Annotated in this window: 45 protein-coding genes; 28 read left to right on the top strand and 17 right to left on the bottom strand. The window is 42.1% G+C overall.

Annotated features, from left to right (window positions below):
- Positions 1-87 precede the first annotated feature (87 nt).
- A complete protein-coding gene (locus tag M8E35_RS00365; RefSeq protein ID WP_252466624.1) occupies positions 88-330 on the bottom strand; it encodes a hypothetical protein in 243 nt (80 codons plus the stop codon).
- A gap of 50 nt (positions 331-380) precedes the next feature.
- Positions 381-854 carry a hypothetical protein gene (locus tag M8E35_RS00360; RefSeq protein WP_252466623.1) on the bottom strand — a complete coding sequence of 158 codons (474 nt, stop codon included), beginning with the start codon at positions 852-854 and terminating at the stop codon, positions 381-383.
- Between the two features lie 168 nt (positions 855-1022).
- On the opposite strand from M8E35_RS00360, the gene M8E35_RS00355 reads away from it, so the two are divergent.
- The 4 genes from M8E35_RS00355 (at position 1023) to M8E35_RS00340 (ending at position 3413) form a co-directional block, all read left to right on the top strand.
- Positions 1023-1232: a helix-turn-helix domain-containing protein gene (locus tag M8E35_RS00355; RefSeq protein ID WP_252466622.1), complete on the top strand. Its 210-nt coding sequence runs from the start codon at positions 1023-1025 to the stop codon at positions 1230-1232.
- A 146-nt stretch (positions 1233-1378) separates the two neighbouring features.
- A complete protein-coding gene (locus M8E35_RS00350) occupies positions 1379-1630 on the top strand; it encodes a hemolysin XhlA family protein (protein ID WP_252466620.1) in 252 nt (83 codons plus the stop codon).
- Positions 1631-1801: 171 nt separating this feature from the next.
- Positions 1802-3187 carry an N-acetylmuramoyl-L-alanine amidase gene (locus M8E35_RS00345; RefSeq protein ID WP_252466617.1) on the top strand — a complete coding sequence of 462 codons (1386 nt, stop codon included), beginning with the start codon at positions 1802-1804 and terminating at the stop codon, positions 3185-3187.
- 49 nt (positions 3188-3236) lie between these two features.
- Positions 3237-3413, top strand: a complete 177-nt coding sequence (locus M8E35_RS00340) for a hypothetical protein (RefSeq protein ID WP_252466614.1) — start codon at positions 3237-3239, stop codon at positions 3411-3413.
- Positions 3414-3494: 81 nt separating this feature from the next.
- On the opposite strand, the gene M8E35_RS00335 is transcribed toward M8E35_RS00340, so the two are convergent.
- Genes M8E35_RS00335 through M8E35_RS00325 form a run of 3 tightly spaced genes read right to left on the bottom strand, consistent with a single transcriptional unit; the run spans position 3495 to position 4811 of the window.
- Positions 3495-4154: a DUF6941 family protein gene (locus M8E35_RS00335; RefSeq protein WP_252466611.1), complete on the bottom strand. Its 660-nt coding sequence runs from the start codon at positions 4152-4154 to the stop codon at positions 3495-3497.
- A gap of 50 nt (positions 4155-4204) precedes the next feature.
- Positions 4205-4627 carry a type II toxin-antitoxin system PemK/MazF family toxin gene (locus M8E35_RS00330; RefSeq protein WP_252466608.1) on the bottom strand — a complete coding sequence of 141 codons (423 nt, stop codon included), beginning with the start codon at positions 4625-4627 and terminating at the stop codon, positions 4205-4207.
- Entirely contained in the window at positions 4614-4811 is a 198-nt protein-coding gene (locus M8E35_RS00325) for a hypothetical protein (RefSeq protein WP_252466606.1), read from the bottom strand. Before M8E35_RS00325 ends, M8E35_RS00330 begins: the two co-directional genes overlap by 14 nt.
- 227 nt (positions 4812-5038) lie before the next feature.
- Here M8E35_RS00325 and M8E35_RS00320 point away from each other — a divergent pair, with 227 nt between their 5' ends.
- Entirely contained in the window at positions 5039-5284 is a 246-nt protein-coding gene (locus tag M8E35_RS00320) for a hypothetical protein (RefSeq protein ID WP_252466604.1), read from the top strand.
- A 108-nt stretch (positions 5285-5392) separates the two neighbouring features.
- On the opposite strand, the gene M8E35_RS00315 is transcribed toward M8E35_RS00320, so the two are convergent.
- The 8 genes from M8E35_RS00315 to M8E35_RS00280 all read right to left on the bottom strand — a co-directional run bounded on the left by M8E35_RS00315 (position 5393) and on the right by M8E35_RS00280 (position 9325).
- Positions 5393-5587, bottom strand: a complete 195-nt coding sequence (locus M8E35_RS00315) for a DUF6019 family protein (protein ID WP_252466602.1) — start codon at positions 5585-5587, stop codon at positions 5393-5395.
- Positions 5588-5650: 63 nt separating this feature from the next.
- Entirely contained in the window at positions 5651-6193 is a 543-nt protein-coding gene (locus M8E35_RS00310; protein WP_252466601.1) for a hypothetical protein, read from the bottom strand.
- A 94-nt stretch (positions 6194-6287) separates the two neighbouring features.
- On the bottom strand, positions 6288-6515 hold the full coding sequence (locus M8E35_RS00305; protein WP_252466600.1) for a hypothetical protein: 228 nt from the start codon (positions 6513-6515) through the stop codon (positions 6288-6290).
- A 5-nt stretch (positions 6516-6520) separates the two neighbouring features.
- The gene (locus M8E35_RS00300; protein ID WP_252466597.1) at positions 6521-7180 is read right to left on the bottom strand and encodes a hypothetical protein; all 660 of its coding nucleotides are present in this window, start codon (positions 7178-7180) and stop codon (positions 6521-6523) included.
- Positions 7181-7196: 16 nt separating this feature from the next.
- On the bottom strand, positions 7197-8591 hold the full coding sequence (locus tag M8E35_RS00295; protein WP_252466596.1) for an FtsK/SpoIIIE domain-containing protein: 1395 nt from the start codon (positions 8589-8591) through the stop codon (positions 7197-7199).
- Positions 8569-8766, bottom strand: coding sequence for a hypothetical protein (locus tag M8E35_RS00290; RefSeq protein ID WP_252466593.1), 198 nt, complete (start codon positions 8764-8766; stop codon positions 8569-8571). The genes M8E35_RS00295 and M8E35_RS00290 overlap by 23 nt, the downstream gene beginning before the upstream one ends.
- A 116-nt stretch (positions 8767-8882) precedes the next feature.
- Positions 8883-9071, bottom strand: coding sequence for a helix-turn-helix domain-containing protein (locus M8E35_RS00285; protein ID WP_252466592.1), 189 nt, complete (start codon positions 9069-9071; stop codon positions 8883-8885).
- A gap of 50 nt (positions 9072-9121) precedes the next feature.
- Positions 9122-9325: a helix-turn-helix domain-containing protein gene (locus tag M8E35_RS00280; protein ID WP_252466591.1), complete on the bottom strand. Its 204-nt coding sequence runs from the start codon at positions 9323-9325 to the stop codon at positions 9122-9124.
- A 199-nt stretch (positions 9326-9524) separates the two neighbouring features.
- Here M8E35_RS00280 and M8E35_RS00275 point away from each other — a divergent pair, with 199 nt between their 5' ends.
- Together M8E35_RS00275 and M8E35_RS00270 are read left to right on the top strand one after the other, a co-directional pair.
- A complete protein-coding gene (locus M8E35_RS00275; RefSeq protein ID WP_252466589.1) occupies positions 9525-9734 on the top strand; it encodes a helix-turn-helix domain-containing protein in 210 nt (69 codons plus the stop codon).
- A 192-nt stretch (positions 9735-9926) separates the two neighbouring features.
- On the top strand, positions 9927-10184 hold the full coding sequence (locus tag M8E35_RS00270) for a hypothetical protein (RefSeq protein WP_252466586.1): 258 nt from the start codon (positions 9927-9929) through the stop codon (positions 10182-10184).
- Positions 10185-10472: 288 nt separating this feature from the next.
- Here the strand turns inward: M8E35_RS00270 and M8E35_RS00265 are convergent, their stop codons facing one another.
- Genes M8E35_RS00265 through M8E35_RS00255 form a run of 3 tightly spaced genes read right to left on the bottom strand, consistent with a single transcriptional unit; the run spans position 10473 to position 12404 of the window.
- Positions 10473-11594 carry a site-specific integrase gene (locus M8E35_RS00265; protein WP_252466584.1) on the bottom strand — a complete coding sequence of 374 codons (1122 nt, stop codon included), beginning with the start codon at positions 11592-11594 and terminating at the stop codon, positions 10473-10475.
- The gene (locus M8E35_RS00260; protein WP_252466581.1) at positions 11578-11769 is read right to left on the bottom strand and encodes a hypothetical protein; all 192 of its coding nucleotides are present in this window, start codon (positions 11767-11769) and stop codon (positions 11578-11580) included. The genes M8E35_RS00265 and M8E35_RS00260 overlap by 17 nt, the downstream gene beginning before the upstream one ends.
- A gap of 2 nt (positions 11770-11771) precedes the next feature.
- A complete protein-coding gene (locus tag M8E35_RS00255) occupies positions 11772-12404 on the bottom strand; it encodes a LexA family protein (protein WP_252466578.1) in 633 nt (210 codons plus the stop codon).
- A 176-nt stretch (positions 12405-12580) separates the two neighbouring features.
- On the opposite strand from M8E35_RS00255, the gene M8E35_RS00250 reads away from it, so the two are divergent.
- The 21 genes from M8E35_RS00250 to M8E35_RS00150 all read left to right on the top strand — a co-directional run bounded on the left by M8E35_RS00250 (position 12581) and on the right by M8E35_RS00150 (position 23083).
- Positions 12581-12823, top strand: coding sequence for a helix-turn-helix domain-containing protein (locus M8E35_RS00250; protein WP_252466576.1), 243 nt, complete (start codon positions 12581-12583; stop codon positions 12821-12823).
- 48 nt (positions 12824-12871) lie between these two features.
- A complete protein-coding gene (locus M8E35_RS00245; protein WP_252466574.1) occupies positions 12872-13072 on the top strand; it encodes a hypothetical protein in 201 nt (66 codons plus the stop codon).
- Positions 13073-13227: 155 nt separating this feature from the next.
- Positions 13228-13494, top strand: a complete 267-nt coding sequence (locus M8E35_RS00240; protein ID WP_252466572.1) for a hypothetical protein — start codon at positions 13228-13230, stop codon at positions 13492-13494.
- Positions 13484-13708 (top strand): hypothetical protein, encoded by a 225-nt coding sequence (locus M8E35_RS00235; protein WP_252466569.1) that lies wholly within the window; start codon positions 13484-13486, stop codon positions 13706-13708. Before M8E35_RS00240 ends, M8E35_RS00235 begins: the two co-directional genes overlap by 11 nt.
- Positions 13692-14054, top strand: a complete 363-nt coding sequence (locus M8E35_RS00230) for a 3D domain-containing protein (RefSeq protein ID WP_252466565.1) — start codon at positions 13692-13694, stop codon at positions 14052-14054. The genes M8E35_RS00235 and M8E35_RS00230 overlap by 17 nt, the downstream gene beginning before the upstream one ends.
- A 17-nt stretch (positions 14055-14071) precedes the next feature.
- A complete protein-coding gene (locus tag M8E35_RS00225; RefSeq protein ID WP_252466546.1) occupies positions 14072-14452 on the top strand; it encodes a hypothetical protein in 381 nt (126 codons plus the stop codon).
- Positions 14453-14839: a hypothetical protein gene (locus M8E35_RS00220; RefSeq protein WP_252466543.1), complete on the top strand. Its 387-nt coding sequence runs from the start codon at positions 14453-14455 to the stop codon at positions 14837-14839.
- Positions 14840-14853: 14 nt separating this feature from the next.
- Positions 14854-16476 carry a PcfJ domain-containing protein gene (locus M8E35_RS00215; protein WP_252466541.1) on the top strand — a complete coding sequence of 541 codons (1623 nt, stop codon included), beginning with the start codon at positions 14854-14856 and terminating at the stop codon, positions 16474-16476.
- A 34-nt stretch (positions 16477-16510) separates the two neighbouring features.
- Positions 16511-17623 carry a DUF3102 domain-containing protein gene (locus M8E35_RS00210; RefSeq protein WP_252466538.1) on the top strand — a complete coding sequence of 371 codons (1113 nt, stop codon included), beginning with the start codon at positions 16511-16513 and terminating at the stop codon, positions 17621-17623.
- Between the two features lie 31 nt (positions 17624-17654).
- The gene (locus tag M8E35_RS00205) at positions 17655-18596 is read left to right on the top strand and encodes a DnaD domain-containing protein (RefSeq protein ID WP_252466535.1); all 942 of its coding nucleotides are present in this window, start codon (positions 17655-17657) and stop codon (positions 18594-18596) included.
- A 23-nt stretch (positions 18597-18619) separates the two neighbouring features.
- Entirely contained in the window at positions 18620-19036 is a 417-nt protein-coding gene (locus M8E35_RS00200; protein WP_252466522.1) for a hypothetical protein, read from the top strand.
- A 15-nt stretch (positions 19037-19051) separates the two neighbouring features.
- The gene (locus tag M8E35_RS00195) at positions 19052-19447 is read left to right on the top strand and encodes a single-stranded DNA-binding protein (RefSeq protein ID WP_252466520.1); all 396 of its coding nucleotides are present in this window, start codon (positions 19052-19054) and stop codon (positions 19445-19447) included.
- A 14-nt stretch (positions 19448-19461) separates the two neighbouring features.
- Positions 19462-20046, top strand: coding sequence for a Holliday junction resolvase RecU (locus M8E35_RS00190; protein ID WP_252466516.1), 585 nt, complete (start codon positions 19462-19464; stop codon positions 20044-20046).
- A 16-nt stretch (positions 20047-20062) separates the two neighbouring features.
- On the top strand, positions 20063-20500 hold the full coding sequence (locus M8E35_RS00185; protein ID WP_252466514.1) for an ASCH domain-containing protein: 438 nt from the start codon (positions 20063-20065) through the stop codon (positions 20498-20500).
- Complete coding sequence (locus M8E35_RS00180) at positions 20497-20724, top strand: alanine racemase (RefSeq protein WP_252466512.1); 228 nt, start codon at positions 20497-20499, stop codon at positions 20722-20724. Before M8E35_RS00185 ends, M8E35_RS00180 begins: the two co-directional genes overlap by 4 nt.
- Positions 20725-20768: 44 nt before the next feature.
- The gene (locus M8E35_RS00175; RefSeq protein ID WP_252466509.1) at positions 20769-21041 is read left to right on the top strand and encodes a hypothetical protein; all 273 of its coding nucleotides are present in this window, start codon (positions 20769-20771) and stop codon (positions 21039-21041) included.
- 6 nt (positions 21042-21047) lie between these two features.
- A complete protein-coding gene (locus M8E35_RS00170; RefSeq protein WP_252466506.1) occupies positions 21048-21248 on the top strand; it encodes a hypothetical protein in 201 nt (66 codons plus the stop codon).
- A gap of 319 nt (positions 21249-21567) precedes the next feature.
- Entirely contained in the window at positions 21568-21792 is a 225-nt protein-coding gene (locus M8E35_RS00165) for a hypothetical protein (RefSeq protein ID WP_252466494.1), read from the top strand.
- Positions 21793-21829: 37 nt separating this feature from the next.
- Complete coding sequence (locus M8E35_RS00160; RefSeq protein WP_252466492.1) at positions 21830-22231, top strand: hypothetical protein; 402 nt, start codon at positions 21830-21832, stop codon at positions 22229-22231.
- Complete coding sequence (locus tag M8E35_RS00155; protein ID WP_252466479.1) at positions 22213-22677, top strand: hypothetical protein; 465 nt, start codon at positions 22213-22215, stop codon at positions 22675-22677. The genes M8E35_RS00160 and M8E35_RS00155 overlap by 19 nt, the downstream gene beginning before the upstream one ends.
- Entirely contained in the window at positions 22664-23083 is a 420-nt protein-coding gene (locus tag M8E35_RS00150) for an RNA polymerase sigma factor sigma-70 region 4 domain-containing protein (RefSeq protein WP_252466476.1), read from the top strand. Before M8E35_RS00155 ends, M8E35_RS00150 begins: the two co-directional genes overlap by 14 nt.
- 153 nt (positions 23084-23236) lie before the next feature.
- Here M8E35_RS00150 and M8E35_RS00145 read toward each other — a convergent pair whose 3' ends face one another.
- On the bottom strand, positions 23237-23386 hold the full coding sequence (locus M8E35_RS00145; RefSeq protein WP_252466465.1) for a hypothetical protein: 150 nt from the start codon (positions 23384-23386) through the stop codon (positions 23237-23239).
- Positions 23387-23427: the final 41 nt, after the last annotated feature.

Genomic DNA, 23427 nt, shown 5'->3' with positions numbered 1-23427 from the left:
GCTCCTCTTTCTTTGGCCCGGAGCGCCTGCTATAATGGGAGCAGGACACTCCGGTGTTCTACTTAAGCACTCGTCTAGGCCGGCAAGCTAGGGACGGGTGCTTTCTAATGCGCTGCGTAAGATCTCTATGTCGTATTTACCTAGCCAAATACAGCTTACCCTTTTCTCGCGGTATAAAAATAATCCGATAATATCATCATCCTTAACAAAACATTTAAATTCTTTATCGTCCGTTCGTTTACACTTTAAAACTTCAAATGTATCGCATACCGCAGTGATATGTTCTTGAAACTCTATCGGAAGATCCTCAAAGGTGCATGGTTTACTCATGGTTATTCCTCCTTACGCCGGTATTGGCCCCGGCTGGCGTTGGATAACTCCTAGTGACTAGAGTCTCCATATTCACGCTCAAATGCTTCCGTGGTTGCCTTATCTGCCGCCTTGAGTTCGCTTGCCGCAATAAGCAACCATGCAGCACGAGGTAATTCACCAGGACGCTTTGCAGTCATCTCGTCGGCTATAGAGTTTGCATCTCGCATAATACGCCATTCTTTGAACGCGGCATACATTTCTTCGTCGGTTTCGTAGTCGCTGTATGTTGGCATGTCGTGGTTGTCATACTTAGTTACTATAATGTGGTAGCCGTTTGTCTCGACGATGTAGTGGTCGTCTATGTGGTCCATGTGGTAGATTGCCCAAGTCATATCTGGATATCTGTTGAGTACATCAACGGCGTGCTCATCACCTGTGCGAGCATTTTCGATATACACGTTAATGTCAGTTTGGCCAACCATACCAGTTAAATTGGTGATACCTTTGGTTTTCAGAGTTTCTAGAGCGTCTATCATTTTCATTTTCGTTTCCCCCTCAACTTATATTGTTCCGTCTTCTTGATATTATATTACACATTCACGGAAGTAATGTCAATGGCTTTAGTGTAATTATTTTCGATTTGGTAAAAGTAATTTACAACAAAGCGTAAATGTGTTATACTCCCCTTGAAATAAAGAGGAGGCTTTAAAATGATTAGTTACGAACCATTGCGTATACTCATGGTTAAAAGAAAACTAAAGAAAATGGACGTTGTTAGTCAGTGCGGATTATCACCAACAACAGCATCTAAATTATGGAATGATGAGTATGTAGCATTATCTGTGATTGACAGGCTTTGTAATTTACTCGATTGTAAAATAGAAGATATTTTAGAACACAAAAAAGACGCTGAAGCATAAGCCTTAGCGTCTTTCCTTTTGCCGCCAATGAGCGGTTTTTTCTATGCCCCAAATCTAAGCCCGAAAATCCGTAGGAGGTGGCGGAGAAGTAGGGCGCTGGGGCTCCATGGGTAGCAAACGAATAGAGGTGGAAAGGGGTGGGCGTATTGGCGGACCCACAAGAAGTCCTTATTGACATACGCGAGCGCCTGGTGCGCGTAGAAACAAAGCTCGACAACCAAAACGATCTAAGAGACAGAGTAGGAGTTGTGGAAGAAAAGGCCACCGAGACAGAGTCGAGGTCAAAGTCAAACTGTCACCGCTTAGATAAACTCGAAGCAAACAATACTTGGCTCTGGCGAACTGTTGCCGGGGCCATTATTAGTGGCGGAGCTGGAGCGTTGATGATTCTTAAGTAGAGGAGGTGATATACAATGTTTCCAGAAAACGATTCCATAAGAAAACGCCTAATCCCGCCTGTATGGGAGGAGTATGACGGAACAGGCGTAAACATACTGCTTCTTGATCTTAATGGAAAGACTCTCGACTACACGAAACCATTTACAGTCTTAGTCGATCCAGAAGGCAAGATGATCGATAAAGAGAAGCACAACACTTACGTCATGCAGATTCTTCACGAGTTTGCACCTGGGGCCACTATTTATGTTTGCCCCTGGAATTTCTCAAAGAAAGAAATTGAGGCTTATGTCAGAAGTAAACCTCCCGGATTTTTTGACCTTGCCAACGTGAGTATTAGTAGCCCTAATAGTGATGCATACAACTTTCTTCTCGACCTTGGAATTGTAACGACATGCTCTTCAGGTAATGATGGAGATCAAGACGATAACGGAGTGGACTTCCCTGCGAACTTACCATGGACCGTTGCGGTAGGGGCAGAAGGAAAGTCATATTCGAACGGTGGAAAGATGCTTAACTGTGTTGCTCCAACAGATATAACCGTACAGCGTGGGAATGGCCAAAAGTTTAAATATACCGGCACTAGTTCATCAAATCCTGTTACCAATGCTTTGTTAGCCAGATACGTTTGTTGGGGTAAAGAGAGCGGACAGCCAAGATTGTTGCCATATGATTCCGTTAAGCTGGTTAATCAAATGAGTATAGATATCGAAGAAGAAGGCTTCGACTACGCGAGTGGTTATGGTCTTTTTTGTTTGCCCAAAGAAATACCAAAAGTAGAAGAGGTGCCAAGCATGAGCACACCATATAACCGAACAATCCAAGCCATCGTCATCCATCACATGGGCGATGGCCTTCCGCCTGAGGTCTCAATCTTAAAGCGCTGGAACCCTTACAACTATGATTACCCCGAATACGATTATGGCATCGAGGCAGACGGGACGTTACGGATCGGGAGACCTCTGGATGTGCAGGGATCGCACACCATAAGCGATAAAGCTCCGTACAGTCAGAAAGGTTATAACTGGTGGAACCGTAATGCAATTGGGATTGGTTTAGCCGGGGATTTTACGTTATACCCAATGCCAAAAGCTCAATTTGACGCACTGGTGGGCCTTGTGAGGAGTTTAATGGCAGAGCATAAGCTAACACTCGACAACGTCTATCCACACGGTCAGGTGGCTTATACGGATTGCCCTGGGTGCACTTACAGCAAGGTGCCGGTACTCACGAATGGGTTATGGTCCTATGATGAGTTTGAGCAGGCCGTATTGGAGCCAGAAAAAGAAGAGGAGGACGAAGAAGCAATGGATCACGCAGTTATTTATTTCACTGACACAGATTTCTCCAGTGCGAGGATTGTATCAAGGAAGTTAGGCGGATGCGCAATGTACTGCAGGGATGGAAATAACGCCAATGTGCACAAAGACATTGAGAAGTGCAAGCATCCTGTCGTTGTTGGCGGCGAAGAACTTAACATCTCAGGTGTAACAAATTGTTGCGGGCTACATGCTGAGGATACAGCTATTAAGGCTGCTCAGTACGCTCAAACGCTGTAATCAAATCGCAAGCGCTTGCCAATTTGAAAATAAAGAGGAGGAAATTAATATGCAAAAGAAATGGTACGCATCGAAAACCTTATGGTCCAACGCCCTAATGCTGGCCGGAGTGATCGTCCTTAATGCAACTGGTGAAGATATCCTTACTCCAGAAGTGCAAGGAGCAATACTTGTAGTTGTGAATGTGGTTCTTAGAGTTGTGACCAAAGAAGAGATTACCTGGTAATTGTAGACATTGCGAAAGCCTCTCTCCTTAATTGGAGGGAGGCTTTTTTGCGTCAGTTTGCTATTTTTTTAATTTTTTCAGTTATATGTGAGTAGGCGCTGTTTGAATTTTTTGTCCGAATGTCCAAAATATTTGGTTACGCACTCCTGTAAGATCTACTTCCTTGTCACAACACTTTAAAATGTTGTCTTCTGGAAACTTTAAGCTCCCTGGATCAACTTCTCTATTTGGATCAAGAGACAATTGAAAACTATGAGCTTCTTTGCAATAAGGGCACCCTATTTCAATTTTCGCTGATTTAGCTAATGATGGCTCGTTTAAAATTTTCTCTACTTCTCCTTGCTCAAAAATCCTTTCCGGAGGAAAATTAGCTGTTAGGTGATAGGTATTAATAACTTTGTTGCAATCCCTGTCTATAACCTCTATCGTATATAAACCTTGTTCAGGAAGAGGTAAATTGGGGATTTCTATAATGCTACTTACTGTTTCATTTACCGACTTAGCCAGAGTGTCAATTTCCACTTCAGCCACAATCCCACCAGTTGGTTGCTTGATCCTTAAAAGAAGATTTAATTTCCCTTCAGATTCGAATGTCCCTAATACGATAAAGAATTTAGGGGCCTGGGAAGGGAAAAGAATAATTCTAAAGTTGTCAAATAATCCATTGACACTAAGTTTTTGGGTAATCTGATCTATAATTGCATTGTCAGCAGTAATAAAATACCTGATTTTTGGTGTCATGTATTTTCCCTCCTTAGAAATATAACAATAACGTGGGATGAGATTAACCTTTAATCGAAGAATCCCAAAGTCATTAGTACTGTTGATTTAAGTTGTTCAAAAGTGGAATTATCCATAACCCCGATGCATTTATCTAAGTCTGTTTTTAGTATTGGTTGTAACATGCCAGTTTTTAGATACGAGTTTTTGTTTAAGTTGGCTGTCCCGGCGTTTACTTGCAAATCCTGACCTGAATCGCTATTAACGGTAGTAATTGGTATAACAGAAATTACCGGCTCTAAGGGATCCTCGAGAATTTGTTGGTTTCCCATAGCAATAACTAATCTAGGCTTGTCCTCGATGTGATTTCGACCAGGCATAAGCACATTGGGGTCCTTAGTTAAATAAACGCCCCCAGCCTGGAAAGACCGAGGGGGAATATTAAGTGCTTTAAATTGTGTTCTTATATCTGGACTTACATTACCTTCGCTCATGTTCTTCCCCACCTAATACTTCTTTATTAGCCCGCTTGCGGAATGGAGCAAAATCTTCAAATACTCTTATTGTTTCTTGGCAAGTTTCATGTGAGCTAGTTTTAACAGACATGTTCGGAAGTACTTCTTTATTGTATATCTGACGGTACTTCTTAATGGAGTCAGCCATTTTGCTGTCTTTCATAATTTCACCTTTTCTAATATATTACGTGATTAACATTTCGCCTTGCCAGACTTAGCTAATCTTCGCCATTATTCCTATTATTCCTTTCGAACATGGGTTCTATAATAAAATTAAATATTTTTTAATATCTATGTTATTATACTTTAAAAAGACCTATGTAGTGTAATATTTATGGCCGTAATCGTAAATACATCTTCAAGAATGTGCCGATAAGGAGCGTGATATAAATGAAAATTTACATGACTCCCATAGAAGTCCTAGCCTGGTTTGAAAACGGCACACCCCACCCTATCAGACTTAAGCTCAACGACAAAGAACTTAAGATCGAACAGGTAATATCCATGACCGAAGAAAAGCTGTCCGGCAATCGTATGCTCGTGTTCAGGTGCCAGTCAGAGATTAAAGGCGAGCTCCGGCCGTTTGAGATAAAATATGAACTTAATACATGCAAATGGTTTCTGTGGAAGATGTAACGTATCAGACGGATGGGACATATAGTGTAGTGTGGTGAGGAAGATATTTTTGGAAATAAGCAGAAACCCGGTGTGTGGTGGCACCGGGTTTCTGCTTTTAAGGAGAGCTTAGCTGCTCTCCTTTTTGGTCTTTATTTCGTGGACTGACTTCTCAATCTCTCTGACCGACTCTAGTATTCTTGCATTTGCCTCGCGCACTCCGCTAGAGACTGCAGTTTTGATGATGTAGTAGAGCAGCGCGATGGAGAGGAAGAAGAGGATCAGAAAGAGGACGGTATTAGGGATTAGTAGTAAGCCGTGCATAGGATCATCCTTTCATAGAATTAGCCCTCGGCGTGGTTGCCGGGGGCTTTTTTGTATTTCGGATTAAATCTCGTAAGCTTGTTTATGCGTACCTGGTACGATACCGAGTTTCTCATTAAGCGCTTTTGTGAATTTGATTAATAGTAAAGGTCCGGGCCCTGTGGTCTTGAGTATTGCAGTTTCTGCTATTCCATCCTTGTCTGTGTAATGGATCGCAATAAAACCTACAGTTTTATCCGTGTTCTTTTGTCCAACTCCGCTCATACCTCCGACCACGGCCCCCAATGGACCCAACAGAGCTGCTCCGATTATTCCTCTGCCGACAACGCTTTTATTTTTACCTTCAATGTCTTTCTGACTAAAGCTTACGGCTTCTTTAATCCTGGCTAAAGGTATAGTCTGTTGATCGTTCACGGTTACCGTGTCATCATATAAGCGTAGAAATGCAGGTTGACCTTCGACTGCACCGGGTACACCTTGCACTATTACCAATTCATCAATCCTTGCGATAATGCCTTTTTGCTTGTTCTCGCGAGATGTTTTGATTTTTTTGAATACGACATACAAGATACCAATACAAATACCCCAAATTATATAATTGCCCAAAACTAAAACTCCTTTCTGGATATAATTACGTATTTTGTTTCCCTGCATTATTGAATTTTCCTGCTTTTCGACAGGATTAATGGTTTTGCGACTATTACCACAAATGATGTTGGTGAACAATAGAATCAAACGGCTGATGCACTTCGAATCGTCTTGGTCCGGACAGTTCGGCCTGAACATCTTGTGAAATCTGATTATCAAATTTATCCCAGCGTCTAAGTTCTTCTTTGCGCTCTTTTCTTATCTGATCGTAAAGCGGTTTCATGGCGAGATTTAGAATCCCATATGTTGCCCTTGTGGTTGCTCTCCCTAGTTTACTCATTTTCTCTACCTCCTTAATAATCCATAAATATCTTTTTGCACGTCATCAATAGATGCGACAATAAAGTTAAGATCGCTTTTAATAGTAAGATCATGATCGGTTACTATTAAGATAGTAGGGAAGATAGCCGTATTACCCTTAATAACAGACCACTCTTCATTAACCCAATCGGCATCGTATACTTTTTGGTATTGCTCAGGCTTATCAAATCTCTTGCTTGGATTTCTCTCGACCTCGACAAATACCACGCGCCGATCCTTGCGGTCTGGATCAAGATAAATACTTGCCATAGCATCAGCAACTACCATGCCACCTAGAATTGAATACCTCCATTTCCATTCAATTGAGTACCAGGACTTTTTCTGAGAGAGAAGGGCACAATAAACTTCATTAACAAGTAAAACATGATCCAACTGTTTTGGTTTTCTAGCGTAGTAGATAGAGGGGAGCTGCGGAGCGCGTTTCCATTGTTTTATTCTTTCTTGAGCACATAGCCGAGTAAGAGAGTGCTGGGCGATGCGCTTCGATGATTTACGCTTGGGTATTATGATTTGTTCTATTTGCCTTCTAGTAAATGCAGTTCCTGATTGGATTAACTTAACGATATGATCATCCCTACTTTGTCCAAAGGCAACACAATTTGTCCCTTTGAGCTTGTTCACCATTCGTTCACCCCTTCGCTCATTCCTTCGTGATACCCTTCGTGCCCAGTGGTTGTATAAGGCACAATTTAGCCTTTTGCAGCTGGCTTTTTTTAGGCTGCTGGTCGCATAAGAGCTCTTTTGCCCCTACTTTTTTATCTTGATTTTCATGGATAAGCTTTTTTGGCGCCTTAACGAGCTTAGTCGGCGTGTCAGCTTGTGCCATGGGCGGCTTTTGATAAGCGGCCATGAGGTCCTTGATCATCTTGTTATCAATGAATGGCACCTGAATAAGGACCTGATCTTTGAAGGAGAATAACGCTCGGCCCTCTACGTCTGGATCTATCATGCTGGCCGCTTTATAATCTTCTTCATCTTCTCCAAGCAGGACCCTGGCAGACACGGCATTGCACCGGAAAGCGACTACAGCGCTAAAGTTATTCTTCATGGTCCCGCTAACTAGATTAGCAGTTGGCCTATGGCATGAGATGATAACATGCACCCCTGATCCCCTAGCTTCCCCGGTAACCTTTGTCATTTTCTCACGAGCAACCTTAAACTCCTTTCCTTCTATTTTTGTCATCTCATCAACATAAACAACGATGCGCGGCAGACGTTTCTCTGGATACTCCTCATTATAAGCTGCCAGATCGTCACATTCGTGTTGCTTAAACAGGTCGTACCGTTCGCCGATAACCTTAGATAAATCATCCATCATTTGTTCTACTTGCCCGGGATCCGAAATAGATCTATCCACAAGGATGGGGCCCGGCCCGAGCTTTGCTGTCCCGTTGCCATGTTTAAGATCGCACAGCCAAAGGCGACAATCATCCCGAGTATACCTGATATGCAGTGCTGCTAAGATTAGTCTGCCAAGGATCGACTTCCCGCCGCCTGTGGCCCCTCCGATCATGAGGTGAGGACTGTTTGAGGAGGCTAAATCTAACTGTTCTAGGCCGCGCCGTGACCATCCGAGGGGAATCCATAGGCCTTTGCTTTTTGGTACGCTCTGAGCCTCGTTTGTGTACTTGATGAAGTCTAACAGGTGACCAGATAAGATGGTGAGGGAGAAGTGAGCCTTTGGGTCGTTCTCCAGTAGTTTGAATAAAATTTCTGACTTAAGATCAAATTCAATATCATTCATGGATTTTATGAGCTTGGAGTGACTTAGGCCGGTTGGTATTTTATACTTAAATACTCGATTGTGGCCTTTCCAGCCCTTGTCTACGAGCTTAGGGTATTCCTTGGTAACGTGGTCCTTGCCACGCTCCTTAGTCTCAATACACACGTCATTGCGCTTCCAGCATAGCATGATTCTCCCGGGGTGGGAGTCTTTTTCTTTCCCGATATGCTTCCATGCAAAACGGCTTATTTGTACGAGTACTGATCCTGTCAGGCCGATAATGTCAGGCTTAACTATACTTGATTTTGTCATCTGGGATTACTCCTTTTTCTCTTAATTTTAAGCGCATTCCATCGCGAATTAAGTCACTGAGTTCACCTTGTTCAAGTTGCTTATTAGGTCTTTGTTCTTCAAGAATCTGTAAACCGTGCTTAATGTCACGGTCTAAACGGTTTCTGAGTCTTACCTTAAGATTATCGTTCTGCAATTTTTTCCTCCTCCTTTTGTGGGCAGGTCGTGGAACAATTTACATGTTGTATTTATATGAGCAGTAGATAATAATTATGATTGATAAATCATAATGTTGGCAAAAAAATATAGCCCCTAATCGGGCCATATTTTTTCAACTGTACAGTTTAAACCTTTAGCAATTCGCTTAGCTTGAGTTAATGTGAGCTTCGGTTTCTTGTCGTTCATAATTTTACTGATTTCGGATTGAGCAATGCCGGTTATTTCCGAAAGCCTAAGCTGAGTAATTCCTTTGCTTTTCATAACTTCCCACAATTTATTCATTCTTTATCACCACAGGAAATATATTCCACATCACTTTTGCAGATTCCTGCTTACCTTTTTCGATATTTGTGTCCCCAAAGGTAGTCCACTGTACATCCTACTGCATCTGCTATTTTGAATGCCGTAACAAGCCAAATTTCCTTTTCGTCATTGACTATTTTACTTATATCAGATTGAGGGATACCCGTGCGCTTGGATAATTCCTTTTGAGTAATACGTTGAAGTAACATTTCTTCTTTTAACTGCTTTGTCAATCCCATCACCGAGGGAGGTATTTCTTCGGTGAGGAAGCAATTTCCTTTGATTGCAGATAATATATGCGATAATATATATTATTCTACGCTATTTTGTCGTATAATGTCGCATAACAAAGCAAGAGATGTACTTTTATCTCTCTAAAGCAAACAAATTCGACCAATGAAAAATTGTATACTTAAGGGGCCTTAGGCATAAATGAACGACAACATTGGTACAGGCAGAATTATCGCTATCTTTCGCAAATCAAAAAGAATGACTCAGTCCGAACTAGCCAATAGCGTAGGCATAAGTAAGGGACATATAGCTGCAATTGAAGAGGGAAGAAAACAACCAAAGATTAAAACACTAGCTAGAATTGCAAAATGTTTAGGCGTAGAAATAGAGATTCTTTTGAAAAGGAGGTAATAAGATTATTTACTTCGACAGATTACCACCTTGAATATAGACAGAACATATGTTCTAATTGTGGGAGAGACATTCCATAGTAGAACGAAAGAAGGGTAATGACTATGTAGCTTAGGATTTGTCCTAATACGGGTAGCGCAAAAGGAGGCTAGACTGACTTGATAAAAGTCAGTATGGAAGGGGCATACGTCATTGGATAATGATAAAGAGTGGGTAATCGAAGCGTCTTACGAAGAATCAAAGAAGGAACTTGAATACATCGAGCTTATAAATACTGTTATTTGTTTAGGTAAAAAAATAATGGCCCTGCTCGGCCCAAATAATAGACTGTTCTTGGAATATGAGAAGTCGGTTTGTGCGGCAAACGATATTAATATGAGACGCGCTTACTATTTAGGACACAAAAAGTCATGCCCAACAAAATGCCCAACAGAGTATACCAATTCATGATGTTAACAATTAAAGCTGTGTGTATGTTTAGGATAACGCAACAATTTATATGTATAGTCATAATGATTCAAGTAGGCTTGTATACTATATCTACATAAATTGTTGCGTTACTCAAAAAATTACCTTGGGGTGGTAGAGGTCGCATGTTCAAATCATGTCGCTCCGACCAATTACATCAACGGTTTGACGTTTTAGGGTAGGTCGCTAAAATAGGGAATGCTCAACAAATGCTCAACAAAAAAATAGACCACATAAATGGTCTATTTTAGTATACGTTCTGCTTGTTTATTACTTGCATTCTTCTTGCTGGAGATCAATAATTTTTTTGTTAATTTCCTTTTTCTTTTCAACTCCGAGATGTTGGTATATTTCTTTCAAAACCTTAATATCGTGTCCAAGGCGCTCGGCTGATAAATGATCTGGTACATCATTTTCGTAAAGCCAAGTCGCGTGATAATGCCGGAGAAAGTGCATACGGATCTTCGGCATATTTTTTTTCTTTGCGAGCTTTGCTAGATAACTGGTATAGCTATCTGGTCGCATCGGGAATATAAGCCTGTCCTTTTTTTGTTTGGTTTGCTTAGTAGCGATATTTGTTACCTTCTCCTTTTTAGGTTTCTTGAGTTTTATGCCGTTTTTTACAACTCCTTTAAGTAGGTCCATGAGATAGGGCGGTGTAGAAACGAGTCTTAATCCGTTTTCGGACTTCGTGCTTTTTAGCTCATATTTTCCTTGATCGTTAATTACATAGGCTTCGTCGATCTCTATTGTGTTGTTTTTAAAATCCAGATCGTTTTCCTTGAGCGCAAAAATCTCCTCTCTTCTTAACCCGCACCAAGCTGCCAGAAGAATAATAGATTCGTCCCTCGTTCCCCGAACTCCGTTATAAATTTGTTTAAATATTTCTGGCGTAGGAACGTCCGAGTAATCAACCTTGGCTTCTTTTGGCAATTTTATTTCTTCGAACGGACTTTTCTTTTTCATAGCATCATAGATAATTGGCCTTAGGCACGACAATACCCTGCGTGTACTCGTTGTAGACATTTCACCGAGCAGCTTATTGCGTAATCTTTTGATATGGATTTCTTTTAAATCTTTGAATTTCATTTGTTTGAAAAATGGTTGATAGTGATTTTTTAGATAGCTCAGGTACAGAACATACGTACTTGGGCTATAGTTATTTTTGTTGTCCTCGAGCCACTTCTGTATCCAGCTGGCAACTCGGATATTAACAACATTTGTCATCTTTCCATCTTCTAATTCTTGCTCGATTTCTCTTGCTGCAGCCTTGCACTCCTTCAAGGTAGGCTTGGTTACGCACCTTGGGGGTAACTGTTTTCCATCAATATCACGGCCTACGTGTATTCTTGCTTGGTACGACCCATTGGGGCGTTTAGTTATGCTTGCCAACTATATCATCCCCAATCGGTATTTTATGAGCCTGCTCAAACTCTCGGGCCGCTATTTTAGCCTCCTTTAACGTTTTTCGAGTAAAGTATTTCATTATCCTTTTCCCTTCAGTATTTACCCCAGCGTATATCGTTGCTTGATATGATCCGCTGGGGCGTTTTCTAATACTAGCCATGATTATCTCACCTCCGAAATATATCGTATTGCCTTGCCTAAGATAACTACCCCCTTTTTGTTATTTTTTGTGAATGTAAGATCTGGGTAATTTGGATTCTCTGAACGCAACGTGATCTTGCCATCTGCCTTAAAAAATCTTTTCAAGGTCGCCTCCTCTCCATCTATAAGAACGGCTGCTATTTCACCGTTTTCAACTTCTTTCTGTTGTCGAATAAATACTAAATCTCCATCTAAGATTCTTGCCCCAATCATGCTATCTCCTTTTACTCTAAGACAAAAGTGAACATCTATCTCTGATGGCACATACTCAAAGTTTTCGATATTCTCTTGTGCAAGAATAGGAGCACCGGCCGCAATAGTGAAAATTACAGGTATTTTCTTGCATTCATCCTTATGTTCTGGATATTTTTGTACTCCTTCTGTACCCATTAGCCATCCGGGATTAACTCCATATTTTTTAGCGATAGAATCAATGGTCGGGATCTTAGGCGCATTGTCACCAGTTGTATATCTGGAGATAGCAGAGGGGCTCAGATGAAGAAATTCTGCAAGGCTGTAGGTTGTGTCATTATTATCCCTCATTGACTCTGCAAGTCTTTCCCCAAATAAGTCCTTGTCGAAATATTTACTCACTGCAACTATCCCCTTTTGTTAATTTAATAATGTTATTATATTTCTTAACGTAGAGAAATGCAACACATCTATACAAAAAGTTAAAAATATTATTGCGAAACTCATTGACAGTATTTCGACAGAATGCTATTCTTAAATTGCTGAGAAACGCAATAAATAACTGGAGGTGTATGAATATGGCGAAACGCAGAAAGTACCCTGTTCTTAATTCCCTGAAGGGCCGAATTACAGAGCAGGGTACTTCTTATCGAAAACTAGCCGATGGTATCGGTATTGCAGTGAACACTTTGTCGGACAAAATCAATGGCTTTTATGCAATGAGTATTCCTGAGGCAGAGGCGATCGCAGAGTTTTTGGAGATATCGCCAAGGGAAATGGATAAATATTTTTTTCCCTCAATGCTGAGAAACTCAGCATAATTTACTTCGCGATTGTGAAAAAGTTGGTTATGGAAGAGGTGGAAAGTAATGCTCAGAAAAATCCTCGAGACAAAATTAGGTCCCATGACTAACGCAGAATTCGCGGAGGTCATGGACCTAACTGAAACAGACATAAGGATTAACCGACTTGTTCCAATTAAGGTGGGGAGAAAAAGGACAAGCCTTGGGAAACTTGTTGAAATTGCGATAGGCTGTTTTATTGCAATGGGCCGTGGGAATGTAGCGTAAACAACTTGAAAAGGAGGGGATGCCATGTCGTACACAATCATCCAGAAACGAGGCTATGTCGAGCTCTGGATTGACGGAGAATTCGCGGGGAACTTTGATTCTAAGGAAGAGGCAAAAGCAGAAGTAAGCGCTGCGTAAATAAGGAGGGAGGCACTTTGGGAGAAGTTCTCGTATTAACTCCAATTTGCAAATGTGGACAAGCTATATCCTTTCCCAAAGGTAAAACCAAAGCCAGATGCCCAGTAGAAGGTTGCGGGATGCGCTGGGAGTATGGCACAGAAGGATACTGGGCGATTGGACTCTTTACTATCTCATTTACCCCAATTTTCACAGAGGAAAGAAAGCAAAAACTTAACCACTATGAGCGGTACATGAGGTGGAGGAACAAGACTAAAGGGAGAAGGGCTATTCATGACCTATGAACGCTTTTTCGAACGATTGGAAACATGCGGAGGATGTACTGGGCTACGCAATCAAATGCAGTGTCGATACGCAGTCGTTTGCGCCCACGTTGAAAGACTCGCTAAAAAAGGAGTGATTAAAAGTTCGAAGGATTTTTGTTATCCCATTAATGGTAGCGATCTTATGTCTTACACCATCGGAGGCTGTTTGTTCGGAGATGCAGCAATCAGTTAAACAACATCAGCCAGCATCGGTTCCCGTAAAGCCGATTAGTCGAGGAACAACCATAAAGCATGAACGACGAACGATGGTTGTTACAGCTTACACGGCTAATGACAGAGGAATGGACGGTAAGGGAATCACAGCCAGCGGTGAGCTCGTGCAAGAAGGCCGGACAATAGCGGCGGATCCTAGTGTAGCCTTTGGTACTAAGATTTATATTCCTGAGTTTGAGAAAACTTACACAGTTACGGACAGAGGCGGTGCTATCCGTGGGGATAGGCTAGACCTTTATATGGAGAAGCGGAGCGATGCTATAGAGTTTGGAGTTTGGGAATTGGAGGTCTGGATTAAAAAGTAAAAGGAGGGCAATCGCATTTGGATCGTAAAGCATGGTTTATCGATTTTGCAAAAGTTGCGGGTAGGAAAAATCTTAATGCCTATGCTATTGGAGTTATTAAAAGCATTCTCTGTTGTGATTGTAACGATCCGGCTAAGCAGGTGGCGGAGATCCACAATGCCACAGAGTCTTTGGTTGAAGTATTTAACGACGAATCATTGCCATGGGATGTTATGGACGTGAAAAAGGCCTCTGCGCCAACAGAGACCGTCGAAGAAATATCTCACCTAGATTGTACCATAGATGTCTCGAAAGTTGAACCACTGGTTGACCTGGTGTGGGCCGAGGAAATTATATTGAATGGTTGTCATCCTGATGATAGATACAGCGACGAGAACCAGGGAAGAAGGGTGAGCTAGATGCCATTAAAAGCTATTAAAAAATTAGAGTCTGAAATGACTCAAAATAACGCAAACCCTTATATCCAAGTTGTCGGCGGTTTTTTGTTGCAGCATCTTGAGGTCAACCCTCAGGATGCAGAGAAGATCCTTGCCACGGATAAGACCATCAGCAAAAGTCTTGATGAGATGTGGAAGGATGCTAAGAAAAAACAGTCCCATAATCTCGCAATATTTACACCTCAGGAAGGTTTTGAAATCGTTATGAAATACTTTGGGATTGAAGCAACCGCTCCGACGGCCACTCGAGCGGTACCTACTTCAGCTATGCCTGACAGAGTAATTCAGTCTGATGTATCCTCAAAACCGGCAATCGACTTTGACATTAAGCTTGAAGATTTATTTTAGGGGTGTGATGAGAAGTGCTAGTTGCAGAATTGGTTATACCTCAAATGTTTTCTGCTTATGCGGAAGATATAGACTACCTTAAAAACGGATTGCACCATTTTCAATATTTCTGTGAAGAGTGTGACCAAGTGTTTTGCTCTGCTTGGGGAAAGATACCAGGGGCTATGTGGCATTACGAACGTGGAAGTCATTTCATTTGCCCCTATTGTGGTCATCGACATCACGAGAATGTAGTTTACATCAAACGTGATGAGCACGCTCCTAATAAAATTCGTTTAGTCGTTAAGGAATATAAAAAGATAGTTACTCTTGAAGTAACTAGTGAAACAGTGGCATTTACGGACTATCTTCATGTGAGATCAGGGTATTACAGAGAAGTTTTCCGGTTCGATATCGCTAAGCAGAAGGTCACGTTTTCAGTCAATTCTAAAGCTTCAAATAGGGAACCAATCGAACTAGGAAATCCTTTCAAGTTGGAAATGTTCGAAAGTAATCTGATGTACTTCATTCCAGGTAGCCTTGCAAATTCAAAGCAAAGGTCAGGAATAAGCGATATTTTGAGGATTCTCCGAGAGACTGTACATTGCAAGCTTGAAAAGCACCTCAAGCACAAAGTTTCTTCCATGTACGTCAGCGCTGGTCGGTTCCACGGCGCATTTTTACTTCCCATCTTCAATATAGCGTTTCGCGTAGGTTGTCCAGATGCTCCAAACCTTCCAGCAGAATACCGTGAAGGCCCTAAAGAAGTTGAAACTTTTTGGAAGAAAAAACTACTCGATAGCAACACTTATCTTGCTGTAATGGATGAGGTCATTACCTTAACCCGTCGAAAAAAGGACTTTGTCACGGCAATAATCAAAACTAAATCCCTGCCAGACAGACCAATGGTACGCCGAACGTTAAGGGAAGATCCTTTTAGTGTCAGCATACTAGCTAGAGCCTTCAATCTTTGTGAAAATTATGATTGCGCTATACGAATGTATGAAGGCCTTAAAGAGATGGGCAATGACGCGCGGGTTAGATGGTCAGTGAATGACGGGTTATTACAGTTCCTGCGCGAAATGAAGCCCTTATACGGTGAAATAGGAATTGTCCGTATGGTAGAAGACTATATGCAAACTCAGCTATGGGATTGCGTTACCTTATTTCAAGAGCTCAACAAGGAAAACCTTAAGGCTCTAAGATCTGAATCAATAAGGATGAGGGACCTGCACGACTGGATGTCCTTGAGGCACAAGAGACAGGGTCACGTTAACCTGAAGTTTGATGTTCCTGACCATATTATCAAAAGATTGTCAATGCAAACTGACCGACTGAAATTTTTCATGCCCAAGGAATCCTTGGAGTTACTGGTAGCTGGCCATGAACTAAATAACTGTGTGGCTTCGTACGGAAAAGCCATGAAAGATAACACGAAATGGATTGTTTTAGTTGCCGATGATAAAGGCAAATTAGCAGTTTGCTTAGAGATTAAGGGGAATGAAGTTATTCAGGCTAAGACGAACCATAATAAGGCTGTATCAGGTGATATCAAACTTAATAGTGAAGTGTTAGCTTGGGCCATGGAAGCAAATCTCGAGATAAAGACCTCAGACATTGAAATGCCAGGCAAGAAGAAACTGGCAAAAACAGGTTGAATATTTGTTTTAAATAAACGTGGGAGGGAACATTTTGAACGAAATTCTAATGATGGATAAGAATCTGTCCGTAGATAGAACACCTGAAATGATTGCTGTAGAGATCAACAGTATCAAAGAACAGACCCGCAAAATTTTCCTATTCAACAGCATTGAAATAGGCCGTCGGCTAACGGAAGCCAAGACCATGATCGGGCATGGTGAGTGGGGTGAATGGTTAGAAAAGTCTGTCGCCTATTCCCAAAGAACGGCCAATAACCTCATGAGGATTTTTACGGATTACGGTTCGTCGCAGATAACCTTTTTCTGCGATAACGCAAAATCGCAAGCGCTTGCTAATTTGAGTTATACCCAAGCGGTTGCGTTGCTCGGAATTCCTCAAAACGAGCGGGAAACATTCATTCATGATCATGACATCGACAATATGACTACTAGAGAACTGCAACAAGCAATTAAGGAGAAGCAAGAACTTGAGGCCAAAGTAATGGAACTGGAAGTAGCATGGGGCAAAGATAAAGGTATTACTGATGATGCTAAACGCTTAGCGGATGAGAAGGCCGATGAAGCTAGAAAATTGCTCGATGAAAAACAAAGTATTGAATCTGAGTTAATGACTGCAGATAAAATGCTTCGTGATACTCAGGCCGATGTTAAGAGACTTCAGGATGCCCTAGAAAAAGAGAAAGAGAAATCCAAACAAGAGATTGACCGATTGGGATTGTCCATCTCTGAGACCAAAAGATTACTCTCTGAAGCCCAAGATTCAGGGAATAATGATGAGATTGATCGACTATCTGAATCACTTGTCAAAAGCGACAGTGAACTCACCATGGCCCAGCACAAAATCGAGGAACTTGAGCGGCAACTTAAAGAGCCGATTGAAGTTTCAGCTGCACCGGTCATTGAGAAAGTACCTGAAGAAGTTGAACGAGAGCTAAATGAGCTAAGAAAAAGAAACAAGGAGCTAGAAGCCAAGGGATCTCAGCCAATCAGCACGGCGACCATCAGATTCAAACTTCATTTTGACTCGTTAGTAAAAGGATTTGGAGATCTTCTGCGAGTCTTAGACGAGATCGAAGATGAAGGGAAAGAGAAGTACAAGAATGCGGTCAAGGGTCTAATTGGGAAAATGTCAGAGAAACTGTAATAAATCTATTCAAAAATAAGAAGGTGGAAAATTGGGCAGGAAGGTTTTTGTCACCAGTGATATAAGCATTGATGAAAGTTTGATTACTGTTGCTGAGCATAATCCATTAGCAGCCTTAATCTGGCCTTGGATCTTGACTGCCTTGGATGACTGGGGAAGGGCTGAGGCTAAATCAAAAATGCTTAAAGCTAAAGTCTTTCCTTGTAATGACATGATCACTGCAGAATCAATAGGAACTGCTTTACGTTTATATCACGACGTTGGCCTTGTCAAATTATATGAGGTATCAGGCAAACCATACATGTCTGTTCCTCATGATAAATGGTTCAAATATCAGACTCATATTCGTAAAGAGAAAAGAAATGTTGACGAGTCAAAATACCCCGCTCCACCGATTACGCTAGATTGCGCGGAGTTGCGCGAGGAATCGCGAGAAAACGAACCTTCACCTTCACCTTCACTTACACCTACGCCTCCACCTTCAGTTATTAACAACAACAATAACGCGCGTGAAGAAATTGAAACAGTTGTGAACGAATCCGAGGAAAGCGTATCCAAAACGGCGCAAACCGTGAACGAATTGAGCAAAATCGGATCTAGGACCGAGGATAACCGCTCCATGGCTATAGGAACGCGAGCGGTCGACTGGGCGCAAGAGAAATGGGGGCGACCGATTTCCCCTGGTGAAGCTGAGGGTATCGTTGCATGGTGCGATGAGTTTTCAACACGAGGAAGCCCAGATCCGGATGCAGTGGTCATCGAAGCTTTGAAACAGTGCGACAATGCCAGTGTTCGCAATAAATTCTATCTGAGTACTGTCTTGGCCGACTGGCGAGAGGCCGGTGTCCTAACAGTCGATCATGTTTTGACTCGAGATGCTGAGCGTAAAAAAGTACACAAGCGTAATAAAGATCCGGGAGATAAGCCTCCGGAACCACCAAGGACCGGGAAGTACGATGCATTTTACCTGTGAAATCTTACGAACAGGAGGGAGCTATGCAAAAACCAATAAGCGGTCGTCAAAAGCTACGCGACTTACTACCGACGATAGAAGATTACGAGAAAGCGGTTAAGAGTCATGGGGATAATAAGGCCTTAGCTGAATCACTAGGCTTACATGTTAGCACCTTACATGCGCATCTTAGGTGGATCAAGGCAGGGAAAAAGGAAATCACCACTAGAACGGACCGCATAAAAACAGATCCTAAGAGTGTGAGGGCCGCAATAGATGCTTTAGTTGCTGAAAGTTGTTCAGCTAACGAGGTAAAAGTTTTCAAGCTTACTCCTGATTATCAGCCCTGCCAACCTGGTTATGAAGGATTGGAGTTTGTCGGAATTAAAAAGGGAATTACATGGACCGAAGCTGTCGCAAAGTCAAATGAAAAAAGGCGCAATTCCTTTGCGGATTGGTAAAAAGGAGTTTTGACATTGTTGAATCGAGTTGTTTTGATTGGCCGTTTGACGAAAGACCCAGAATTGCGTTATACGCCAACAGGTGTAGCGGTCGCCAATTTTACACTAGCGATTGATCGTAATTTCAAAAATGCCCAGGGAAATAGAGACACTGATTTTATCAATTGTGTGGTCTATCGACAACTTGCCGAACTCTGTGCAAATTATCTGGCCAAAGGAAAGTTAGCCGCGGTGGACGGTCGAATCCAAGTACGTTCATATACCGCTCCAGACGGTCAAAAGCGATGGGTTACTGAGGTCATCGCCGAGGATGTAAGGTTCTTGAGTCCTAAGGACAGTGGGAGCGGTAGCACTGGTGGGATGAGCTCATTGGGGCGTGAAGTAAATTTGGATGACGATATTCCATTTTGATGGAGGTGAGCTTAGTGAATAAAGACCATCGCAAGAATTCCGAGGGATATAACGATCCGACCGCTTACGAAGCCATGAAACGCTGCAAGGATCCACGACGTCAACTGCAAGGCAAGCGGTCAAAGATTGTTGGTGAATACTTTGAAAATCTGATTACCTCAGCCTGTGACTTTTATTACGACCGAGATATTGCTCACATCGAAAAGACGCCTGAACCGATGAAAGTACTCAAGCCAATGCCGAGACAGCCTGGTAAATTTATAGCCTGCTTTGAAAAGGCGGCACAACCTGATTATAAAGGCACAATCAATGGTGGACGTGCCATAGTGTTCGAAGCTAAACATACTGACGGAGACCGCATTGAGCGAAGCAGACTTACACAGGAACAACTTGACGGACTTGAAAAGCACCATAAGCTTGGAGCATTTACTTTTGTTCTCGTATCCTTCAAGTTCCAATCCTACTTTAGAATTCCATGGGATATATGGCGTGACATGAAAAGAATATACGGTCGCAGATACATTAAGCCTGAAGAGCTTGAGAAATATCGAGTATCTGCGACTAGCCAAATGATACTACTATTGAGCGGAATCGTCTAAACAGGAGGTTTTAGAAATGAAAGCGCTAACAGTATGGCAACCTTGGGCAACATTGATAGCAGAGCGCCACAAGAAGATTGAGACACGGAGCTGGAGCACTAATATCAGGGAAGCGGTTGCTATACATTCTGCAAAGAAGCCATTCAACGAGGTCAAAAAGCTCATTCATCCAAAATCCATCACGGTTATTAATAACCTGTTATACCCGTTCTCACTAGAAAGGCTCCCATTTGGATATATATTGGCCGTTGGGAATTTAGTGGATTGCAAACTAATTGACGAAGTGTTCCTAGAAACATTGGATCCGATTGAGCTACTTCTTGGTGACTATACCCTTGGTCGCTATGCATGGATATTTGAAGACGTAAAACATTTTAAATCGCCTATTCTTGCAAATGGGTCACAAGGCTTTTGGAATTGGAAAATGCGGCCTGGAATTGAGGTAGTGCCATGAATACAAGGATTTGGCAACACAACCTTGGAGACGGAGGCATAGCCTGTATGCCATTAAAGAAAAATATTCCGGATGCTAGTCATATGCCAGATTGGAAGCTCGTATCTTGCCCAGTGTGCGGATCTGAGTGTTGGGAGTCAGAACTTTTACGTCAGGTCGTTATGGAAGAGGGATGTACTGCCGCTTGTACTGAATGTGCGCTACGAGCGGCTAGGAATAGCTGACAGTAGCTTCTGGATGTATCTGAACGGGGTAGGAGGGATTTGGAGTGAGTGACTTCTACAACGAGCGTCAAGTAAAAAAGACGAAGAAAAATCACAGATGCTTCGGATGTAGGGGGAAAATACCAACTGGATCAAATTGTTTTTATATAGCAGGAGTATACGAAGGCAATTTTGGAGCGGAATACCTATGCATCAAGTGTAAAGATTTTTTAGTTAAGAATCCTGAGTTTGCTAGAGATGGATATGGCGAGGGAGATATTAGAGATGCAATGTTAGAGGATGAAGAGTGGAGGAAACAACGTGAGAAAATGTTGTGATTGCGAATGAAAGCAATCGTAGTCTTAAACGGTCAATTTTACTCGGGTGAAAATACCGAGGAAAACAAGCTAACATTTAGCTCTAAAAGATCAGATGCAGTGATCATTGATGAGCGGCGACTGAGGTTTATTATCAAAACAATCACTAATTGGTTCATGGATGAGGAAATCGTACTGAAGAGGTTGGAGGTACTAGATATTGTGTAACTGCCGAAAGTGTAAAGATGGACCTTGCCAGTGTAAATCATGCAAAGAAAAGGATAAGTGCGGATATGTTCGCATCGATGACTGTAGATGGGTGAGGATCGGAGGTAAGAAAGGTGCTTAAGTGCGGTGATTATTTCTGCACCAAATCAGATATCAAGGATACTAGTGAATGCCGTAACTTAAAAATAGAGAAAAACCCAAAATGGAAAGGACATTGTTTTTATATGAGTTTTGGCCAAGGATGTAAGGAGTGCGGAGGTAAGACGGTCAGGGCGAGCGGCTGTATGCATTGCCTGCAGTGTGGTTGGAGCCAGTGCGGATGAGTGTAAAGAGTGATTTACAAGAGGCCCATGAGTCAGTCCATGATGCTATCGTGTTTGATGTTCGAGATTGGGGAGCAGACAAAAGAAGTGCATGGATCTACGGCATTATGGTTGGCTGGGATAATGATAGTTATCAAGAATTTAAACAGAAGTTTAGATGGACAGATAAAGTTATATCAAGAAACAAGAGGCTTCGCCAGGCAATAAGTTCTTGTGGATAACCTGTTAATGAAATGTGGATAAAGCGAGGTGAGGTAGTTGCCAAGCCTTAGTACTTTACTCCAATATGCTTATAAAAAGGTAGACGAACGTGATCAGGGTGTGTGTCAGCACCCTGGTTGCTGTAGCTCATATAAAGTTGACCATCACCACATTGAATTTAGAAGTGAAGCTAGAGACCGGGTAGCATGTGTAGAGAACATCGTAACATTATGCCAAGTACACCATCATGGGAAAGAAGGACCTCATGAGTCCGCACTCTGGCGTGAGTACTGGAAACAGTGGCAGAGAGAAAAATACCCTTACTACATGAGTAAGATCGAGCAGAACGAATTGGAGCGGCTAAGGCTAAAGCGCTTTATAGACCAGAGAATACTTCTTAGACTTGATGAGTTAGAAGAGAAGCGGAGGGTGTGGGAAGAGTGCAAGATAGCAGTGTGATAACAGGTGATCTCAATGAGCAGCTACAAAGCGATGATGAACAGCTTGAACATCTAAAACGTGAATATCTGCAATGGCTTGAAATAGCGAAAGAAGCAATGTTGGTTGTTGGCGTGGGATTCGAAGAAGCTGCGGAAAAAATGTGCGAAGCATTTGTGAGCACATTTATTATTAAATACGAAGAGACGGATGAGGAACCGATAGGGATATTGGCCGCCTCATTGGACATGAAACAATTATCTGTCGCTGAAAAATTAGACAATTCATTCCATGAGCGTTGGAATAAGCATTGGCACACATCTCGAAACAACTTCCGCAAACTCCACAACACTCCATTGAAGCGCAGACCAAGGTGCCGATGGAGGCCCAGGGAGAGTCGGCGTCAACTGGATGGGTTGAGTCCTGGCATTGTGGTAATTGATGAGTATGCTTTTGCGGAAGGGTGATCGTGTGACTAAGCAAGAACTCCGTGAGTACTACTGGATCCGTCGAAACATTACTAAGCAAGAATATAAGTTGATGGAGTTAGGAGCGGCTGCCACCAAGATCACAACACAACTGAAGAATAAGCATGACGCCATCGTTGGCAAGGGTAATACAAGTGATAAGGTGGGCGACGCTGTAGCAGATATAGAAGCGGCCCGTAAGAAACTGGCCGAGCAGATTGCAGAGTCGACCAAGGTACTTATGAAAATTGAAGAAGCCATTAAAGCGTTACCGGCTCGTGAGTGTTATCTGATTAGAACCAGGTATATTGAATTGTTATCATGGGAGCAAATTGCTGTTGATATGAATTATTCGTGGCAGCACATTCACAAGATACATGCTGAGGCATTGAGATTATTAGCTTAAAAGAGAAGAGGAAATGCGATAGTTCTTTGAGCTATAATGGTATTGTTAGAAAGCGTTCCGAAAGGAGCGCTTTTTCTATTTCTCTTAAAGTGGAGAGGACTCATTAAAAGGCTACCACCTTTAAAAGATGATAGCCCTATTAGAAAAATGTTTTTAGAAAATAACTCCTAAAGCAATAAGAATCAGAATTGCAATTGCAATGATTCCTACACCGACACCATGACCGTCGCCGCCATATCCATAAGAAGTAGCTGGTGGATGACAACATGCTCCACCCATTCCACCGTAACCCATTCCGTACATTAATCATTACCTCCTTTTAAATTTAGAATACGATTCCTAGT

The sequence above is a fragment of the Desulfosporosinus nitroreducens genome, from assembly GCF_023897015.1.
Taxonomy (GTDB): Bacteria; Bacillota; Desulfitobacteriia; order Desulfitobacteriales; family Desulfitobacteriaceae; genus Desulfosporosinus; species Desulfosporosinus nitroreducens.
The sequence above is the reverse complement of the archived record's forward strand: the minus strand, read 5'-3'. Positions and strand labels throughout refer to the sequence as shown.

Excerpts from the sequence above, each read along its gene's own strand:
- M8E35_RS00355 (WP_252466622.1), top strand. The coding sequence starts at position 1,023 with ATGATTAGTTACGAACCATTGCGTATACTCATGGTTAAAAGAAAACTA.
- M8E35_RS00335 (WP_252466611.1), bottom strand. The coding sequence starts at position 4,154 with ATGACACCAAAAATCAGGTATTTTATTACTGCTGACAATGCAATTATA.
- M8E35_RS00165 (WP_252466494.1), top strand. The coding sequence starts at position 21,568 with ATGAGTGTAAAGAGTGATTTACAAGAGGCCCATGAGTCAGTCCATGAT.
- M8E35_RS00245 (WP_252466574.1), top strand. The coding sequence starts at position 12,872 with ATGCTCAGAAAAATCCTCGAGACAAAATTAGGTCCCATGACTAACGCA.
- M8E35_RS00325 (WP_252466606.1), bottom strand. The coding sequence starts at position 4,811 with ATGAAAGACAGCAAAATGGCTGACTCCATTAAGAAGTACCGTCAGATA.
- M8E35_RS00185 (WP_252466514.1), top strand. The coding sequence starts at position 20,063 with ATGAAAGCGCTAACAGTATGGCAACCTTGGGCAACATTGATAGCAGAG.
- M8E35_RS00220 (WP_252466543.1), top strand. The coding sequence starts at position 14,453 with ATGCCATTAAAAGCTATTAAAAAATTAGAGTCTGAAATGACTCAAAAT.
- M8E35_RS00200 (WP_252466522.1), top strand. The coding sequence starts at position 18,620 with ATGCAAAAACCAATAAGCGGTCGTCAAAAGCTACGCGACTTACTACCG.
- M8E35_RS00260 (WP_252466581.1), bottom strand. The coding sequence starts at position 11,769 with ATGGCTAGTATTAGAAAACGCCCCAGCGGATCATATCAAGCAACGATA.
- M8E35_RS00365 (WP_252466624.1), bottom strand. The coding sequence starts at position 330 with ATGAGTAAACCATGCACCTTTGAGGATCTTCCGATAGAGTTTCAAGAA.
- M8E35_RS00300 (WP_252466597.1), bottom strand. The coding sequence starts at position 7,180 with ATGGTGAACAAGCTCAAAGGGACAAATTGTGTTGCCTTTGGACAAAGT.
- M8E35_RS00320 (WP_252466604.1), top strand. The coding sequence starts at position 5,039 with ATGAAAATTTACATGACTCCCATAGAAGTCCTAGCCTGGTTTGAAAAC.
- M8E35_RS00315 (WP_252466602.1), bottom strand. The coding sequence starts at position 5,587 with ATGCACGGCTTACTACTAATCCCTAATACCGTCCTCTTTCTGATCCTC.
- M8E35_RS00330 (WP_252466608.1), bottom strand. The coding sequence starts at position 4,627 with ATGAGCGAAGGTAATGTAAGTCCAGATATAAGAACACAATTTAAAGCA.
- M8E35_RS00275 (WP_252466589.1), top strand. The coding sequence starts at position 9,525 with ATGAACGACAACATTGGTACAGGCAGAATTATCGCTATCTTTCGCAAA.
- M8E35_RS00360 (WP_252466623.1), bottom strand. The coding sequence starts at position 854 with ATGAAAATGATAGACGCTCTAGAAACTCTGAAAACCAAAGGTATCACC.
- M8E35_RS00345 (WP_252466617.1), top strand. The coding sequence starts at position 1,802 with ATGATCGATAAAGAGAAGCACAACACTTACGTCATGCAGATTCTTCAC.
- M8E35_RS00250 (WP_252466576.1), top strand. The coding sequence starts at position 12,581 with ATGGCGAAACGCAGAAAGTACCCTGTTCTTAATTCCCTGAAGGGCCGA.
- M8E35_RS00145 (WP_252466465.1), bottom strand. The coding sequence starts at position 23,386 with ATGTACGGAATGGGTTACGGTGGAATGGGTGGAGCATGTTGTCATCCA.
- M8E35_RS00340 (WP_252466614.1), top strand. The coding sequence starts at position 3,237 with ATGCAAAAGAAATGGTACGCATCGAAAACCTTATGGTCCAACGCCCTA.
- M8E35_RS00230 (WP_252466565.1), top strand. The coding sequence starts at position 13,692 with ATGCAGCAATCAGTTAAACAACATCAGCCAGCATCGGTTCCCGTAAAG.
- M8E35_RS00235 (WP_252466569.1), top strand. The coding sequence starts at position 13,484 with ATGACCTATGAACGCTTTTTCGAACGATTGGAAACATGCGGAGGATGT.
- M8E35_RS00305 (WP_252466600.1), bottom strand. The coding sequence starts at position 6,515 with ATGAGTAAACTAGGGAGAGCAACCACAAGGGCAACATATGGGATTCTA.
- M8E35_RS00285 (WP_252466592.1), bottom strand. The coding sequence starts at position 9,071 with ATGAATAAATTGTGGGAAGTTATGAAAAGCAAAGGAATTACTCAGCTT.
- M8E35_RS00295 (WP_252466596.1), bottom strand. The coding sequence starts at position 8,591 with ATGACAAAATCAAGTATAGTTAAGCCTGACATTATCGGCCTGACAGGA.
- M8E35_RS00170 (WP_252466506.1), top strand. The coding sequence starts at position 21,048 with ATGAAAGCAATCGTAGTCTTAAACGGTCAATTTTACTCGGGTGAAAAT.
- M8E35_RS00180 (WP_252466512.1), top strand. The coding sequence starts at position 20,497 with ATGAATACAAGGATTTGGCAACACAACCTTGGAGACGGAGGCATAGCC.